Genomic DNA, 14,974 nt, shown 5'->3' with positions numbered 1-14,974 from the left:
CTACAAGGCGGCAGTTCGTCCGCTCTGCCCTGCGTTCTCCCCCACCGTCCCGTCGGCGAGATGCTCTGGCCCTGGCCTGACTCCCTGTGCGAAGTTGGAAGGTTGGCCACCGCCGGACAGGGCCGCGGAGCCGCCCTTCTCACAGGCCCTCCATGAGGGCTTTTCAGCCACACCTGCCACAGCTGCCGCCCGGCACGCGATGGCGTGACCTTGGCGTTGACCCCAGCGAGGCGGCCCGGAACGTGAGCGCGACAACTCACCTGATCCGACAGCGCATTGGACCGTTGACTTGGCAAGGCCCATGCCTGCCTCTGGCAAAAGTTGACCACCCCCACCTGCGCTTCCACCACCGGTCAAGCCTGTCGATATTCCGCTTCGAGGATGGATTGCCAACCTTCAGGCAAGAAGTTGCCAAGCAGGAAGGCCTCCTTCCTCGACCTCCTGGAGCGATCATGGCCGCAGAGGCCCTCATGAAAGTCGCCGCATTGGACGGGCCCGGTGTCAGCCGGATCATCGAGAAGCCGCTGCCGCTGATCGCGGAGGACTACGTCCTGGTGAAGGTGCTCGCCGCGCCGATGTGCAACGAACATCTGGCGTACGAGCACTGGGACTTCCGTGACCGCAACCGCTGGGACTCGCTGGGGCACGAGGCCGCCGGCGAGGTGGTCGATGCCGGTAGCGGCAGTGCCTTCCGGCCCGGGGACCGGGTGGTCGTGCTCAGCGGATACCCGTGCGGGCGCTGTGCGCTGTGCACCTCGGGGCGCTACGCCCACTGCGAGGACACCGAGGACCCCCTGACGGTGAGCGGCGGCGAGTCAGGAGAGTGCGGCTTCGCCCAGTACATGATCAAGCGGGAGCATCTGCTGATCCCGATCCCCGAGGGGATGTCGTACGAGCATGCCGCGATGGCCTGTTGCGGGATGGGCGCGACCTACACGGCGATGGAGAACATGGAGGTCGCCGAGGGACAGACGGTCCTGGTCACCGGGCTCGGGCAGGTGGGCCTCGGCGCCGTGATCAACGGGCGGGCCCGGGGTGCGCGGATGATCTGCGCCGGCCGCAGCCCCTACCGGCGGGAGCTGGCGCGGGAGCTGGGCGCGGACCTGGTCGTGGACATGACCGACCCCGAAGCCCTGAGCGCCGTACGGGAGTTCACCGGTGGCAGCGGGGTCGACCGCGTCATCGACTGTTCCGCGCAGGCCGCCTACCAGCGGTTCGGGCTCGACGCGGTGGGCCGCGGCGGGCAGGTCACATTTCTCGGAGAGTCGGGTGAGCTGGAGATCCACGTGGACCGGGACCTGATCCAAAAAGGCGTCACCCTCCACGGCAGCCTCGATCTGTATCTGCAGCACGCTCCCGGAATGCTCGACGTGATCGCCCGCAGCGGCGCGCTCATCGACCGGTTCATCACGCACACGTTCCCGCTCGACGACATCGAGCAGGCATGGAAGACCCAGCTCACCAAGGAGTGCGGAAAAGTCGTTCTGCATCCGTGGCCCTGACGGGACCGAAGCAGGAACGCCCCTGCCCTGACACCGACTTGAAGGCCGTTCACCGGGCCTCTCGTCCCCCTCGCTTCGCCTCCCTCCTCACTTCCCCGCAGCTCGAAAGGTGGGCCACCCATGTCCGAAAACCTCGACGGTCCCGAGAACCACGACCCGAACCTGCCGCTCTACATCGGCACCCGCACCTTCCTCACCCGGCGCGACCTCGTGCTGTCCTTCTACACGACCAAGTGCCAGTTCCAGTGCACCTACTGCGCCCTGCCGACCCGCTCGGCGACCTTCGAGGTGACCGCCGAGCAGATCAACCGGCAGATCGACCATGTGTTCACCGAGAAGGCCGACCAGCTCGGCCGGTACCGTCAGCTCTCCTTCGGCAACGAGGGATCCGCGCTCGACCCGCGCCGCTTCCACCGCGAGTCCGTCGACCATCTGCTGCACCGGGCGCGGGACATGGAGAACCTCGAGATCCTCTCCATCGAGACGCGTCCCGAGTACGTCAAGCGCGACTACCTGGAGCACATCGCCAAGACCACCCACGCGCCCCGGCTGGATGTGACGGTCGGCTTCGAGACGCAGGACGACTTCATCCGGCAGACGGTGCTCAAGAAGAAGATCTCGCGCCGGGTCATGGAGGACCGGGTCGCGCTGCTCGGCGCCCTGGGTGTCAAGCTCACCAGCTACGTCCTCGTCAAGCCGGCGCCGCGGATGTCCGACGAGCACGGGGTGCGCGAGGCCGTCGCCACGATGGAGTATCTGAAGGAAATCTGCGACCGGTACGGCACGGAGCTGACGATCTACCTCACGCCCACCTACATCGCCGAAGGCTCCTCCCTTCAGCAGACGACCGAGCCGGGCGACTGGACCCCGCCGACCATTCAGTCGGTCTTCGAGGTGGTGCTCGCCGGGCACGGCATGGGTCTGCCGGTCTACACGGGGCTCTGGAGCGAGGAACTCGCCGACGAGAGCACCGACTTCCGCGGACGTGAGGGATACGATCCCGAGCTCCGCATGGCGATGGTGCGCTTCAACCGCGACCAGGATGTCGCGCACCTGCTGCCGTTCGTGAACCGTCCGCTGGCACTGGCGGGATAGGGCCATGCGCGCGTACCGCAATCTCCTCAAGCACCTGAGCGAGGACGCCCCCGGCACGCTCGGCCGACTGCCCGCGGAGTTCGTCACGGCGCAGGCGCGCCGGCTGGTGGACCAGGACGAGATCTACGTCCTGGAGCAGCTCCACAAGCATGTCCCCGTGATGGCCTCGCTGCCGCAGGACGTGGTGGCGCGGGCCGCCGAGCGGGCTCTGGAACGTGCAGTGGTGGACGACTTCTGTTTCCTCGCCAAGCATCTGCCGCCCGCTCAGCGGCCCGGAGCCGGCCTCATCGGCCGTGCCTGCACTCGTCTCGCCCGCCGCGGAAACGCCGGAGGCATCGAACAGATCATCGCGGCGACCGGTGTACGCCCGGAACTCGACGAGGCGACGGCCCTGCGGGCGTACGACGTGCTGGTGGCGGCCGGACGGCTCGGCGCCGTCGACTACATGCGTCAACTCACGCGCGTACCTGTCCGGTTCAGGCCGGACGCCGTCGCCACCGGAATGCGCACACTCCTGGCGAGCGGCCGGTACGGGGCGCTGCGCAAGCTGGCCACACTCACGGACGTCGAGGTCCGCCTCGACGAGGAGGAGGTCCGACGGGCTGTCGAGGAAGCCGTCGTCGACGGCACCCTGCCCGAACTTGCCGGGGCTTTGGACCGCGTGCGGCCCTCGCCCCGTGTCGAGGGCTTCGCCGAGGTGTTCCGGCGGCTGGCCGCCGAGGAACGGATGGCCGAACTGCCTGCCCTGTTCCGGGTGTTCGCGGACGCCGACTGGGAGGTCCTGGACGTCGGCATGTGGCAGCGGCTGGTTGCCTCGGGCTCCGCGCCCGCCGTCCGCTTCGCCTTCGAGCACTGCGAGGACACGGCCCTGCTTGCCCGGGAGGCCCGCACCGCGTACACGGTGGGAGTGTCGTCCGGTGACCGTGCCCTGGTACGCCTGGCGTGCGAGCGGGGCGGTGCGCGGCTGCGCGCCCAGGATGCCGGGAAGCTGCTTGGTGACGCGCTGGAGAACGGGGACGCGGGCTGGTTCGACTTCGCCGCCGGCCGACTGCCCGCGCTGCCCGTCGTCGATGCCGACCGGGCGCAGCTCTACCTCGCTCTGCAGGCGGTCCGCGCGCCGGGGCGGGTGGACCGTGACGCGGACCTCCTGGGTGTGGACCGGGACGCCGGGACGGGTCAGTGGCTCCTCTCGCTCGCGGAGGGGCGCTGGTCGGGCGGGCCGTGCGCTGTGGAGCATCCCCTGACCGGGCCCTGCGCCGTGGGGCATCCGGGGGCCGATGCCGTCGCCTGTGGTGCTGTGGCACCCCCGGTCGCCGAACTCGTCGTCGGAGCGTGAGCGGCGATGCCCATGCCCGTCCCCCGCCTGCGAGGCAGCGCGCTCGCCGTGGTGGCCATGATCAGTGTGCAGACCGGTGCCGGTACGTCCAGCTGGCTCTTCGACCGCTTCGGCGTCCCCGGCACCGCCTGGCTGCGGCTGACCTGGGCGGCGGCGGTGCTGTGGCTGATCGCCCGGCCCCGCATCCGCGGCCGTGACCGGCGCGAGCTGGGCACCGCGCTGCTGCTCGGCGCGGTCAGCGGACTGCTCACCCTGCTCTACTTCGAGGCGGTGGTCCGTATCCCGCTGGGCACCGCGACGGCGCTGGAGTTCCTCGGCCCACTGGCGGTGGCCGTGGCCGGGTTGCGGCGCCGGGTCGACGCGCTGTGGCCGCTGGCCGCCACGGTCGGGGTGCTCGCCCTGACGCGGCCGTGGAGTGGCGCCGTCGACCTGGCGGGGGTCGGATTCGCGCTCGGCGCGGCCGTGGGCTGGGCCGGGTACATCCTGCTGACCAAGCGGGTGGGCGACCAGTTCACGGGCCTCGGAGGGCTGGCCGTTTCCATGGCGGCGGCGTCGGTGGTGACGCTGCCGTTCGCCGATGTCGCCCGCGTCGCCGGGCAGATGGACCTGTCCTCGTTCGCGCTGTCGGGCCTGGCGGCACTGCTGCTGCCGATCCTGCCGTACGCCGCCGAGATGGTCGCTCTGCGGGATCTGCCCACGGCTGTCTTCGGCACTCTGATGAGCCTGGAGCCCGCTGTCGGTGTCGTCGTCGGCTCCGTGGTGTTGTCCCAACAGCCCTCCTGGCCGCAGGTGTTGGGAGTCGTCCTGGTCACCTTCGCCGGTATCGGCACGGTGCTGAGCACGCCGCGCGAGGCGACGCCGCGGGTACGCGGCCCGGACGCCGGGGGCAAGCGGCCATCGAGTGCCGCTTCGGGCGGGCGGTGCGAAGCCGAGGTGGGGAGCTCGGGCTGAGGTGGGGAGCTGGGATGAGGGCGGGAGCTGGGGCTGAGGTCGGGGCGCGGGCTGCGGCGGGCGCCAGGTGCGGGCGGGGCGAGGGTTCTGGACGGGTTCTCAAGCGCCTCCTGAGTGAAGGTCCAGCGGCTCCTGTTTGGCTGTGCGTGTACAGGACGCCCGGGGAGTCGGGCGCGACCGTCGCACATGTCATCTCGTCGGGCACCATCCATCGAGCCACCGAGAATGGGAGATCCATATGAACCTCAACCACGAGGAATCCGCGCAGGAGCTGGACGCCGACAAGCTCGCCGCTCTCGCCGAGACGGACGAGTCGACCGCTGTCGAGCCGGTCACCCCGAAGCGCGCCAACAGCAAGTACGCGCTGCTGCAGGACGGCGCCGACAACTGATCCGTGTTTTTGGTCGGCCCCGCCGGCCCATGCACGTTCTGTCCGCACAGTAACGGCCACGCTCGACTCCCCATCCGGCAGCGGATCCTTACGAGGGCACACATGCATCAGCCCCGAATACTCCTCATCAACCCGCCCATCTGGAACGTCTACGCGCCGCACCTCGCCGTCCCCCTGCTGGCCGCGGTCATGCGCCGGCACGGCTGGCAGGTGTCGTCACTCGATCTGAGCATCGAGCAGACGGACTGGCTGCTTTCCTCCGAAGGCCTTGCGGAACTGCTTCCGAAGGCAGAGCGCCGGCTCGGCGAAATTCCCGCACAGGAGCGCAGGGCGCACGAGGAGATTCTTGCGGTATTCGGCGACACCGTGCAGCGCATGGACGCTGCCAGGGCCGCACTCAAATCGCGTGACATTCTGGCCGCCCCGGACGCTTTCACGGAGGCGGCCACCGTTGTACGCAACGGTCTCTCCTGTGTTTCGGCGTCGTTCCCCGGCTTGAAGTTCGACCTCCGGGGAAACTTCTCGTGCTTTTCCCACCGGCGTTCCGACTCCGTTCTGGAGGCGGCCGGTTCGGCCGATCGCAATGTGTACGGCTGGGCGCTGGAGCGCCGTCCGATCCCGGGACTCGACGATGCCGACCTCGCCGTGGTCGGCATCTCGGTCTCCGCCGACACACAGCTGATCGCGGCACTCACCACCGCCCGTCACATCAAGCTCCGCAGGCCGGACGTCCATGTGGTCATGGGGGGCAATCTCACGACCCGCATGGTGAGCCGTTGGACGGAGGAGCACCCCTTCTTCGCCTATGTGGACTCCTTCGTCTCCTACGAGGGCGAGGACGCGCTGCCCGCGCTGTGCGACCGGATCACTGGCGCCGACGACCGGACCATCCCCGGGCTCTTGGAGCGCGACGGCCGCGGCGGGCTGCTGCGGAACCCGGCGGCCATGGTCGACGTGTCCGATCTGCCCACCCCGGACTTCGACGGGCTGCCGCTCGACCGGTACTTCGCGCCCGGCCCCGTCCTGCCTCTTCAGGCTTCCCGCAGTTGCGCCTGGGACTGCGCCTTCTGCTCGATCCCCTTCGCCAGCAACAAGTTCCGTATCCGCAAGCCCGAGCAGGTGGTGCACGACATGGCCACGCTCGCGGCCAAGCACGGCTCCGACAGCTTCATGTTCGTGGACGAGATCATGACGCTGACCTCGTTGCGCGGGGTGTCGCGCGAACTGAACGACGGCGGACACGACCTCTTCTGGTACGGGGAGACCCGGTTCAGCAAGGGGCTCGACGACGAACTGGCCTCCGCGCTGCGCCGCTCCGGCTGCCGTCGCCTCGACCTCGGCCTCGAGTCGTACAACCAGCGCGTCCTCGACCTGATGCGCAAGGGCACAAAGGTCGCGGACATCGAGCCGTCGCTGCAGGCCCTGCTTGGCAACAAGGTTCCGGTGCACCTCTTTTGCATGACGGGATTTCCCGGCGAGACCCGCGAAGAGGCCCTGCGCACCCAGGAGTTCGCCGACCAGGCGCTGCAGCGCTCGGTGGAGGAATTCGACGTCCCGTATTCGACCGCCGCCAACGGCCCCTTCATCCTGGACGTGCTCTCCCCGGTCGGGGAGCGTCCCGACCTCTTCGGGGTCGAACTGATTCCGCCCGGCGAGGGCGAGGACCTGGCGTTCGATCTCGACTACACGGTGGCCGAAGGGCTGACTCAGCAGGACGCCGCCGAGCTGACCTCCGGTGGCCCGGGCGGCAGCGCGGGAGCCGCGTTCCACCGGGGCACCTGGATCGGGGACGCCGAGGAGTGGTCGTTCCTGTGGGCGCTGGCCGAGTCGGAGCTGCCGGCGCGGCGGCTCACCGCGCCCGCCGCCCCGCGCCTGCTGATGGACACCACCGGTGTGGTGCGCCTGGCGCCCGGCGTGCAGGGCAGGGTGTCGGCCGACGGCACGGGGCTCCTGCTGCACGTGCCCTCGTGCGACGCCCTCCTCGATGTGCCGTCGCAGTGGAGTCCGCTGCTCGACGGCCGGGCACACGGCGCGGCCGACCTGTGGCGTGCGTTCGAGTCACCGCGCACCGCCGCGGCCACACTGGCGCGGCTCGCCGCGCATGGGGCCGTGACGTTCGAGGCGGGCGCCTTCGGCGAGCAGGAGCACACGCCGTGGTACGCCGCCCAGCCCCACGACGTGCTGGACGCCCGACCCGACGGCAGTTGTCTGCTCGTATCCGCGGAGACCGGGCAGCGCGTCAGGGTCTCCGCGGCGGGCCGGCTGCTGTGGCTGCTCACAGCCGACGGTGCGAGCGAAGCCGAACTGGCGGACCGGTCGCGTCTGCCCGCCGCGCAGCGGCGTCTGCTGCTGGAGAACCTGGCAGGACACCGGGTGATCGCAGCTGCCTCCCTGGCCCCAGGGCTTCTCGAACTGCCGCGCGTCGCGGCCTGACCACAGGAGTTCGCCGTGTCCCACCAGGTCTCCGCGACAGAGGCAGAACTGGACGGGTTCTGGAAGGAGTTCGCCTCCCGCACCTGGGAGCGGCAGCCGCTCTCGCTGACCTCTTCCCCCGTCCAACTGGAGCTCGGTGACGAGGAGTTGATGCGGGCGCTGACCACGGCGGCCGATCCGGCCGCCCGGCCGAAGGGTTCGGGCCTGCCCCGGATCCTGGTGAGCGTGGACGGGCGTACCCAGCCGATCGACACACGGCCCTTCCTTCCGCTGCCCGAGGACCGGACTTTGGACGGCTACCTCGCCCGGGTGGACCGGCGCATGCGGGATCACGACTGGAGCGTCGCCGTCTCCGGGCTGCACGCGGTCGACGCCGAACTGTGGGACCGGGCCAAACGGCTGGCCGACGACGTGTACCGGTACACAGGGAGCCCGCTCGCGGGGCGTGTCGACATCGACACCTTCATCGGCCGCTACGCCTCCACCAACGTGGGGGTGCACGTGGACCACGCCGGCAACTTCGGCTTCACGCTGCGCGGCCGCAAGACTCTGCTGACCTGGCCGCCGGAGCGTGCCGAGCAGGTTCCCCAGCACACCGCGGACTACGGCGCGGCCCGTGAACTGGCCGACGTTCTGGTGGGTGTGCCGGGGGCACTGACGTACTTCCCCCCCGAGCAGCTGCATGTGGGCGAAGCCCCTGACGGTGTGGCGGTCAGCGTCAACATCGCGTTCTTCACCCGCAGCGATCCGGCCGCCCTTGTCGTGGAGGCGGTCGGGGAGCTGCTCGCACGGGCCGAGGGCGAGGAGGCGGGCACCGGTGCGCCGGCGACGGACGACTCCGCGCGGGCCGTGACGGACCGTCTTCCCACTGCGGCCCGAGTCGCTTTGGCAAGGCTGTCGGGGTTGTCGTCGGACGCGATCGCGGACGTCGTGTGGGAGCACCACATGTGTGCCGTGACGTCTGCGGGCCTGGGGGTCGGCCGGCCGGCGGGCCCGCTCGCCGCCGTGCCGCGCCGGGCCACGGTCCGTAAGCATGCCGATGTCCAGGTGCGCCAGCGTCTGCTCGCCGACGGCCGCCGCGCGGTCGCGACCCAGGGGCACACCCTGAAGGTGACCGACCATCCTCAGGTGGCGGACGCCGTGGCCACGCTCGGCGACGGCGGTGTCCTCGCACTCGCCGACTGGGAGAGCGCCGCGGATCCCGCGGCCGTGCCTCTCCTGCATGCGGTGCTGCTCAGGCTGGCGTCATGGCGTGCCATCGGCATCGAGGCGGAGCCGGCCCCGTGACCGCACCCGTACGGCAGAGCCGGGCCGCGGTGCTCCTGGTGATCGTCGCCTTGCTGGTGAGCACCGTGGGTGACGAGGTCGCGCTGGTGGCGCTGGCGTTGCGCGGCGCCGAGGAGACCGGTCTGACCTCGGTGGTGTCGGCTCAGATGCTCGCCGGTCTCGTGCCCGGCATTGTTCTGGGTGGCGTCATCGGACGCGTCTGCGACCGCTATCGACTGGATGTCGTGCTCGGGGTCACGCTGGCCCTGGAGTGCGCAACGGCGCTGGCGGCCGCGGTGTTCGCGAACACTCCGGTGCTGCTGATCAGCATGATGCTGGTGCTCGGTGTGCTGGGGGCCGTCGCCCAGACCTGCGTGATGGCGCTCGTGCCCCTGCTGTTCCCGGGCTCCGACGCGCAGCTGCGGGTGAACGGCCTCATGGAGTCGGTACGCAACGCGGGATACATCGTAGGACCGCTGCTGGTGAGCCTGTTGACCGCGCACGGTGGCACCGGCCTCGCGCTGGTGGTCGACGCGGGCACCTTCGCGTTCGCCCTGCTGGCCGTCCCGGTGATCGGCGGCTGGCTGGCAGTGGCCGCCCGCGCCGGCGGTACCCGTCCCTCGGGTGTGAAGGGGACCGGCACCGAGGAAGCCGGGCCCCCGCCCCGCGGCGGGCTGCGTCTTGGGCTCTCCCTGCTGTGGGCGGGGACGGCACGCCGGATGATGCTCACCACGATCATGATCACTGTCGCGGCGACCTCGGTCACCAACGTCCTGCTGCCGTTCTTCACCCGGGACGTCTCCGGCGGTCCGGCCTTCTACGGAACGCTGCTGGCCACCTGGAGCGTCGGTCTTGTGGTCGGACCGCTTCTGCTGCGCAGCGGCCTGAGCCGGTGCCGCACCGCGACGATCGCTGTCGCGGCAGCCGGGCTGATCGGCCTGGCCCATGCGGTGGTGGGCGCCTTCCCCGTCGTGCCGGTCATGCTGACGGCCTTCCTGTGCGGCGGCATGGCCAACGCCGTGCAGAACGTTGCGCTGCGCACTCATGTGATGGCCGACTGCCCGCCGGAGGTGCGGGGGCGGGTGGGCGCCGCGTACGGGGCGACGCTGCAGACCGCGGTGGCGGCCGGGTTCGCTCTGGCCGCTTTCGCGCCGGCGGGCTGGGCCCGCTGGGGCATCCTCGTCGGCGGGACGATCGGTTTCCTGGCCGGGCTGGCCGGATGGCTGCACACCCAGGTGTCGACCGGCGACGCGGCTTCGGTTCGGGCTGTGGCCGTGCCCGCGGGGACATCGGCGTCGGGAGAACTGCGATGACGGGCGGCGGGCAGCAGAAGGCGACGTCCGGGGGCGGTGTCGCTCTCGACCCGGTCATCCCGAGGTTCTGCGCCCAGACGGGCGCCACATTGCCGCTCGCCTGGGAGTTCGCCTGGTCACCCCCGTACGACGAGGCCGTGCTGCATCTGACCCCGCCACCGGACCCCCGGGTGTTCGACCGTGCGGTGTGGCCCCGGCTGCTGGCGCCCGACACCCGGCTGGGTCTGCGTTCCACGGCCCGACTGCGGCACACGCCCGTGCCGTTCCTGACCGATGGCGGGCCGGTCGCGGTGCTCTTCTCCACGGACCCCGCCGTCTTCGTCGAGGTGCCCGGGCATGTCGGTGACACCTTGGCGCGCGGCTGCACGGTGGCAGAGATACGCCGGGTGTGGCGGCAGGACCCGGCGAGGGTCGATCACCACCTGGTGGGCATGGTGCGCTACGGCCTGCTGCACGGTGGCCCGTCGCCCGAGGACCTCGAACAGGCGCAGGACGCCGGTTCACTGGTCCAGGAGGCATGGGTGGAGGCGGTGGAGCAGAAGGACGGTGGCCACGTCCTCGCCCACACGCCGACAGGAAACTTCGTCAGGACCGGCGCGGCCGCCTTCCAGGTGTGGCAGGCGGCCGGACATGAAGAAGGGCTCGTTCGCGACCGTCTACCTACGCAACTGCGGCGGCTGGCCGACCAGTTGGTGTCGGCCGGTGCGCTGCGGGCCGTCGGTCGACCGGAGGCTGCGGCCTGACGGGCCGCGCCGAGAGGGGAGCACTAGTGCACGATCCGGCCGACGAGGCGCTCAGCGCCCTGACCAGCCCCGGAATGGGAACGGAGAACGCCGGTCCGGTACTGCGGGCGCTGGCCAGGATGTTGCGCCCCCGCACCACGGTCGAGGTGGGGGCGGGCTCCTCCACGCTCCAGCTGCTGCTCGGGTTGCGCGATGCCCGGGCGGAGGCCGTCGCGGACCGTGACCTCTTCGGCGGGGAAGCGGTGCATCCCGAACGGGTCTCCGTCCTGCATCCGTACGCGGCGCTCGGCGACTACGCGCCGCGGCTCCTCGTCGTCGACGACATCTCTGTGCCCGGTACGTCCGCGCACCGGGTGGCCGACGCGGCCGACTCGCTCGGCCTCGCCGACATGCTCACTTTCATCGAGCGCGACTTCTTCGACCTGTCGGACCAGGAGCTCGCCGCCTGGGGGCCGCTGGACCTGGTGTGGCTCGATGCCGGTACGCAGGCGGACGACTGCGGGTTCCTCGCCGCGCTGTGGCCGCGGGTGGCGCCGGGCGGCATGGTCGTCCTGCACGAGCCGTATCTGGCGACGACGGTGCGGGCCCGCTCCGGCCGGTCCGCCTGCCGTGTCGTCCCCACTCCGCTGCTGCAGGAGCTGCGCCGCCAAAGCGCGGTGCCGGACGGGGAGTTCGACGTGCTGGCGTTGAGCGAACCTCACAAGCACCGTCAGACCGGATTGCTGCTGCTGCGCAAGCGCGCGGGGTGGGAGCGCGACCGGAAGGTGCCCTTCGGCGAGGAGTTGACGGCCCTGGGCGAGACACCGCCGCGCGAGGTGGTGCAACTGGGCGCGGCGCCCGCATCTGCGCCGGTCACGGACACGCGGGCCGCGGAGCGGAGGGGCGCGGCCCTTGCGGACGATGGCCGGCTCGCCGTCTACAGCGCGGTCGTCCTCGGGGCCGGCACCGTCGGGGCGGTCGAGGAACGCCTCGGGACACCGGACATCCGGTGCGCCGACGCCCTCGCCGTGCTGGAGGAGGCAGGGCTGGTCACGTACGAGAGCGGCCGCTGGTCTGTCGCCGACGGCGCTTGGCGGGACGTGGCGCCCGTGGGCGCACGGTCGTAGGTGCCCTCGCCGGCCGGCCCGCGCGATGGTCAGGTGCCCCGCGCCGCCGGTGTCCGTCCCGGCGTCGGCGGCGGGCTGTCGGCCGGGGGCGCGTGGAGGAGTTCGCGTCCCTGCTCCGCGGCGCGGATGATGCTTGCGGAGATGAAGTCGACGAAGCGGGCGACGTTCTCCAGACGAGCGGCAGCCGGGGTGCCGGGCCCGAAGACGGCCACTCCCTGACGCGCGGTCTCGGCCAAGCGGGCGGTGGCGTGGGCCCCGGCCACCGTGGACTGGTACATGACGTCATTGTCAACGGTGTAGCGCTCGCGGCGGCGTTCACCGCGCTCACGTCGGACGAGCCCCTGACTCTCCAGGAACGCGATCGCCTTGGAGACGGACGATCGACCGACCTCGAGACGCCTGACGAGTTCGGCGGCACTGAGGCCCCCCTCGTCGGAGGTGTAAAGACAGACGAGCACGCGGGCCGTCATCCTGGGCAGGCCCGACGCCATGAAGACCGTGGCGAACACATCCTCGTACGCGCGCACCGCGCCGGGATCGCGCCCGTGCGGCAGCGGCGCGTCCGTCGTCGCTCCCCTCGAAACGGCCTGCCTTCCACGGCGGGCGCGCTGCTCGGTCGCCCAGTGGGCGAGGTCCGCGCGGTAGGCGGCGGCGCCGCCGTTGCGCATGACCTCACGGGTGACGGTCGAGGTGGGGCGGCCGAGGCGGCGGCCGATCTCGGCGAAGGCGATGCCGTCAGCCAGCCCCTGTGCGATCTGCTCGCGTTCCTGCCCGGTCAGCCTGCCTCCCGGCATCACGGACTCCTTTGGCGGACTGTGGGGTTCTGGGCGCCCGTAACCTAACTGCCGCGCGATCTCATTGCAACAGAAGAGATCGATACCGACACGCAACTCCACATACAGACCGCAGAGTTGGCTGGATTCAGTCGACACCGAGGCGGCGAACGCAACGTAGCTTTTCCGCTGAGTGAAACGCAGTGGTCGTGGGGACGCAGGACGGGGTTCACCGTCGGGACGGCGCCAAACTTCCGTTCCTCCGGTCCGTCGATGCTCCGTCCCATCTCAAGCATTTCTCGTTCGCCGTCGGCCATCGTGGCTCGTACACCGGCGTTCCCATCCTCTGCCAAGACCCCGGCCTGCAACGTGCTGGAGAGCCATGTCCCACGCCCCGATCGTGCAGCTCGTGCGGCGCCGCTCGCGGCATCGGCTACTCCTCCTGCGCCTTGGGCTGCGGCGCTTCGCGCCGTCCGCCTCCAGCGACCGAAGCGACTGAAGCGACTGAAGGAGTACTCGTGCCCCTCGCGGTGACCGGTTCCCCCGCTCCCGACCTCCGTCCCCCGGTCTCTCCCGCACCGCCGGGATGGGATCCCTATCTGGACCGGTACGCCGTACGCGCCGCGGGTCTGACAAGTTCTGAAATCCGGTCGCTGTTCACGGTCGTCAGCAGACCGGAGGTGGTGTCACTGGCCGGCGGTCTGCCGGACCTCACCGGTCTGCCGCTCGACGCGCTGGCCGCCGAGGCCGCCCGGCTCATCGCGCAGGACGGTCTGAGCGCGCTGCAGTACACATCGGCGCACGGCCTGCCGAAGCTGCGCGGACAGATCTGTGACGTGATGAAGCTGGAGGGCATCACGGCTCACCCCGACGACGTCGTGGTGAGCGTCGGCTCGCAGATGGGTCTCGACCTGATCACCCGGCTCTTCTGCGACCCGGGCGACGTGGTGGTGGCCGAAGGGCCGTCGTATGTCGGCGCGTTGGGGTGCTTTGCCGCGTACCAGGCGCAGGTCGCGCACGTGGCCATGGACGAGCACGGCTTGGTGCCGGAGAGCCTGCGGACGACGCTTCGGCGGGTGCAGGCGGCCGGGCGCCGCGTCAAATTCCTGTACACGATCCCGAACTTCCACAATCCGTCCGGGGTGACGCTCGCCGTCGAACGGCGGGCCGAGATCGTGGAGATCTGCCGGGCGTACGGCGTGCTCGTCGTCGAGGACAATCCCTACGGCATGCTCGGCTTCGACGGCCAGACCTACCCGGCGCTGCGCTCTCTCGACCAGGACAACGTCGTCTACCTCGGGTCGTTCTCGAAGACGTTCGCCCCCGGTCTGCGGGTCGGCTGGGTCCTGTCCCCCGCCGCGATACGGGAGAAGCTGACGCTGGCCATGGAGTCGGCCATTCTGTGCCCGCCCACGCTGAACCAGCTGATCGTCTCCCGGTATCTGTCCTCGCATGACTGGCAGGGCCAGATCGATGTGTTCCGGGAGAACTACCGCCGGCGCCGCGACGCGATGCTGGCCGCCCTGGAGGAGTACCTGCCGCCCGGCTGTACATGGACCGTGCCGGACGGCGGCTTCTTCGTGTGGGTGACGGTGCCGGAGGGCGTGGACACCAAGGCGCTGCTCCCCCGCGCACTGGACGCGCAGGTGGCGTACGCCTCTGGCAGCGGCTTCTTCACGGACGGGTCGGGCGCCCGCCAGATGCGGCTCTCGTTCTGCTACCCGACCCCGGAACGCATCCACGAGGGCGTGCGCCGGGTCGCCGCGGTGCTGCGGTCTGCTCTCTGACTCGTCCCATCCGCGGGGGCGCAGCGGCGGGGGCGCCATGATGGCCGGCGCGCGCGGGCGTGTCACACATGCTCGTCCAGCTTCCTGCGCACCGCACCGAGGCGCCTTCGCCGGCGGCGCATGCTCAGTTCAGCCCAGATCGTGGACAGGATCATCCACAGGTACAGGGCGCCGAGGCCATACTCCTGACTGAGGATCCGATCGACGGTGGGCCAGGTCACCAGCACGACCGCGGAGACACGCAACACCTGGACCGGCCTGGACTACGCCTGCTCCAC

Annotated in this window: 13 protein-coding genes; 11 read left to right on the top strand and 2 right to left on the bottom strand. The window is 70.6% G+C overall.

Annotation, left to right across the window (positions count from 1 at the left end):
* The first annotated feature begins 452 nt into the window (after positions 1–452).
* From G6045_RS02240 to G6045_RS02195, 10 genes are all read left to right on the top strand, one after another.
* Positions 453–1,502 carry a zinc-dependent alcohol dehydrogenase gene (locus tag G6045_RS02240; RefSeq protein ID WP_165330022.1) on the top strand — a complete coding sequence of 350 codons (1,050 nt, stop codon included), beginning with the start codon at positions 453–455 and terminating at the stop codon, positions 1,500–1,502.
* A gap of 120 nt (positions 1,503–1,622) precedes the next feature.
* The gene (locus G6045_RS02235) at positions 1,623–2,597 is read left to right on the top strand and encodes a hypothetical protein (RefSeq protein WP_165330021.1); all 975 of its coding nucleotides are present in this window, start codon (positions 1,623–1,625) and stop codon (positions 2,595–2,597) included.
* A 4-nt stretch (positions 2,598–2,601) separates the two neighbouring features.
* Positions 2,602–3,933 carry a hypothetical protein gene (locus G6045_RS02230; RefSeq protein WP_165330020.1) on the top strand — a complete coding sequence of 444 codons (1,332 nt, stop codon included), beginning with the start codon at positions 2,602–2,604 and terminating at the stop codon, positions 3,931–3,933.
* Between the two features lie 12 nt (positions 3,934–3,945).
* On the top strand, positions 3,946–4,884 hold the full coding sequence (locus G6045_RS02225) for an EamA family transporter (protein WP_206343174.1): 939 nt from the start codon (positions 3,946–3,948) through the stop codon (positions 4,882–4,884).
* Between the two features lie 238 nt (positions 4,885–5,122).
* Positions 5,123–5,275, top strand: coding sequence for a hypothetical protein (locus G6045_RS02220; RefSeq protein WP_165330018.1), 153 nt, complete (start codon positions 5,123–5,125; stop codon positions 5,273–5,275).
* Between the two features lie 102 nt (positions 5,276–5,377).
* The gene (locus G6045_RS02215) at positions 5,378–7,708 is read left to right on the top strand and encodes a B12-binding domain-containing radical SAM protein (protein WP_165330017.1); all 2,331 of its coding nucleotides are present in this window, start codon (positions 5,378–5,380) and stop codon (positions 7,706–7,708) included.
* 15 nt (positions 7,709–7,723) lie between these two features.
* A complete protein-coding gene (locus tag G6045_RS02210; RefSeq protein ID WP_165330016.1) occupies positions 7,724–8,995 on the top strand; it encodes a cupin domain-containing protein in 1,272 nt (423 codons plus the stop codon).
* Positions 8,992–10,287 (top strand): MFS transporter, encoded by a 1,296-nt coding sequence (locus G6045_RS02205; protein WP_165330015.1) that lies wholly within the window; start codon positions 8,992–8,994, stop codon positions 10,285–10,287. The genes G6045_RS02210 and G6045_RS02205 overlap by 4 nt, the downstream gene beginning before the upstream one ends.
* On the top strand, positions 10,284–11,030 hold the full coding sequence (locus G6045_RS02200) for a hypothetical protein (protein ID WP_165330014.1): 747 nt from the start codon (positions 10,284–10,286) through the stop codon (positions 11,028–11,030). Before G6045_RS02205 ends, G6045_RS02200 begins: the two co-directional genes overlap by 4 nt.
* Before the next feature lie 26 nt (positions 11,031–11,056).
* Entirely contained in the window at positions 11,057–12,136 is a 1,080-nt protein-coding gene (locus G6045_RS02195; protein WP_165330013.1) for a class I SAM-dependent methyltransferase, read from the top strand.
* A gap of 29 nt (positions 12,137–12,165) precedes the next feature.
* On the opposite strand, the gene G6045_RS02190 is transcribed toward G6045_RS02195, so the two are convergent.
* Positions 12,166–12,930 (bottom strand): MarR family transcriptional regulator, encoded by a 765-nt coding sequence (locus G6045_RS02190; RefSeq protein WP_165330012.1) that lies wholly within the window; start codon positions 12,928–12,930, stop codon positions 12,166–12,168.
* Between the two features lie 497 nt (positions 12,931–13,427).
* Here G6045_RS02190 and G6045_RS02185 point away from each other — a divergent pair, with 497 nt between their 5' ends.
* On the top strand, positions 13,428–14,696 hold the full coding sequence (locus G6045_RS02185) for an aminotransferase-like domain-containing protein (RefSeq protein WP_328707626.1): 1,269 nt from the start codon (positions 13,428–13,430) through the stop codon (positions 14,694–14,696).
* A gap of 62 nt (positions 14,697–14,758) precedes the next feature.
* Here the strand turns inward: G6045_RS02185 and G6045_RS02180 are convergent, their stop codons facing one another.
* Positions 14,759–14,944, bottom strand: a complete 186-nt coding sequence (locus tag G6045_RS02180) for a hypothetical protein (RefSeq protein ID WP_165330011.1) — start codon at positions 14,942–14,944, stop codon at positions 14,759–14,761.
* Positions 14,945–14,974: the final 30 nt, after the last annotated feature.

This window comes from Streptomyces mesophilus, from assembly GCF_011044995.1.
In the GTDB taxonomy this organism is placed as follows: Bacteria; Actinomycetota; Actinomycetes; order Streptomycetales; family Streptomycetaceae; genus Streptomyces; species Streptomyces mesophilus.
The sequence above is the reverse complement of the archived record's forward strand: the minus strand, read 5'-3'. Positions and strand labels throughout refer to the sequence as shown.

Excerpts from the sequence above, each read along its gene's own strand:
- G6045_RS02240 (WP_165330022.1), top strand. The coding sequence starts at position 453 with ATGGCCGCAGAGGCCCTCATGAAAGTCGCCGCATTGGACGGGCCCGGT.
- G6045_RS02235 (WP_165330021.1), top strand. The coding sequence starts at position 1,623 with ATGTCCGAAAACCTCGACGGTCCCGAGAACCACGACCCGAACCTGCCG.
- G6045_RS02230 (WP_165330020.1), top strand. The coding sequence starts at position 2,602 with ATGCGCGCGTACCGCAATCTCCTCAAGCACCTGAGCGAGGACGCCCCC.
- G6045_RS02225 (WP_206343174.1), top strand. The coding sequence starts at position 3,946 with ATGCCCGTCCCCCGCCTGCGAGGCAGCGCGCTCGCCGTGGTGGCCATG.
- G6045_RS02220 (WP_165330018.1), top strand. The coding sequence starts at position 5,123 with ATGAACCTCAACCACGAGGAATCCGCGCAGGAGCTGGACGCCGACAAG.
- G6045_RS02215 (WP_165330017.1), top strand. The coding sequence starts at position 5,378 with ATGCATCAGCCCCGAATACTCCTCATCAACCCGCCCATCTGGAACGTC.
- G6045_RS02200 (WP_165330014.1), top strand. The coding sequence starts at position 10,284 with ATGACGGGCGGCGGGCAGCAGAAGGCGACGTCCGGGGGCGGTGTCGCT.
- G6045_RS02190 (WP_165330012.1), bottom strand. The coding sequence starts at position 12,930 with ATGCCGGGAGGCAGGCTGACCGGGCAGGAACGCGAGCAGATCGCACAG.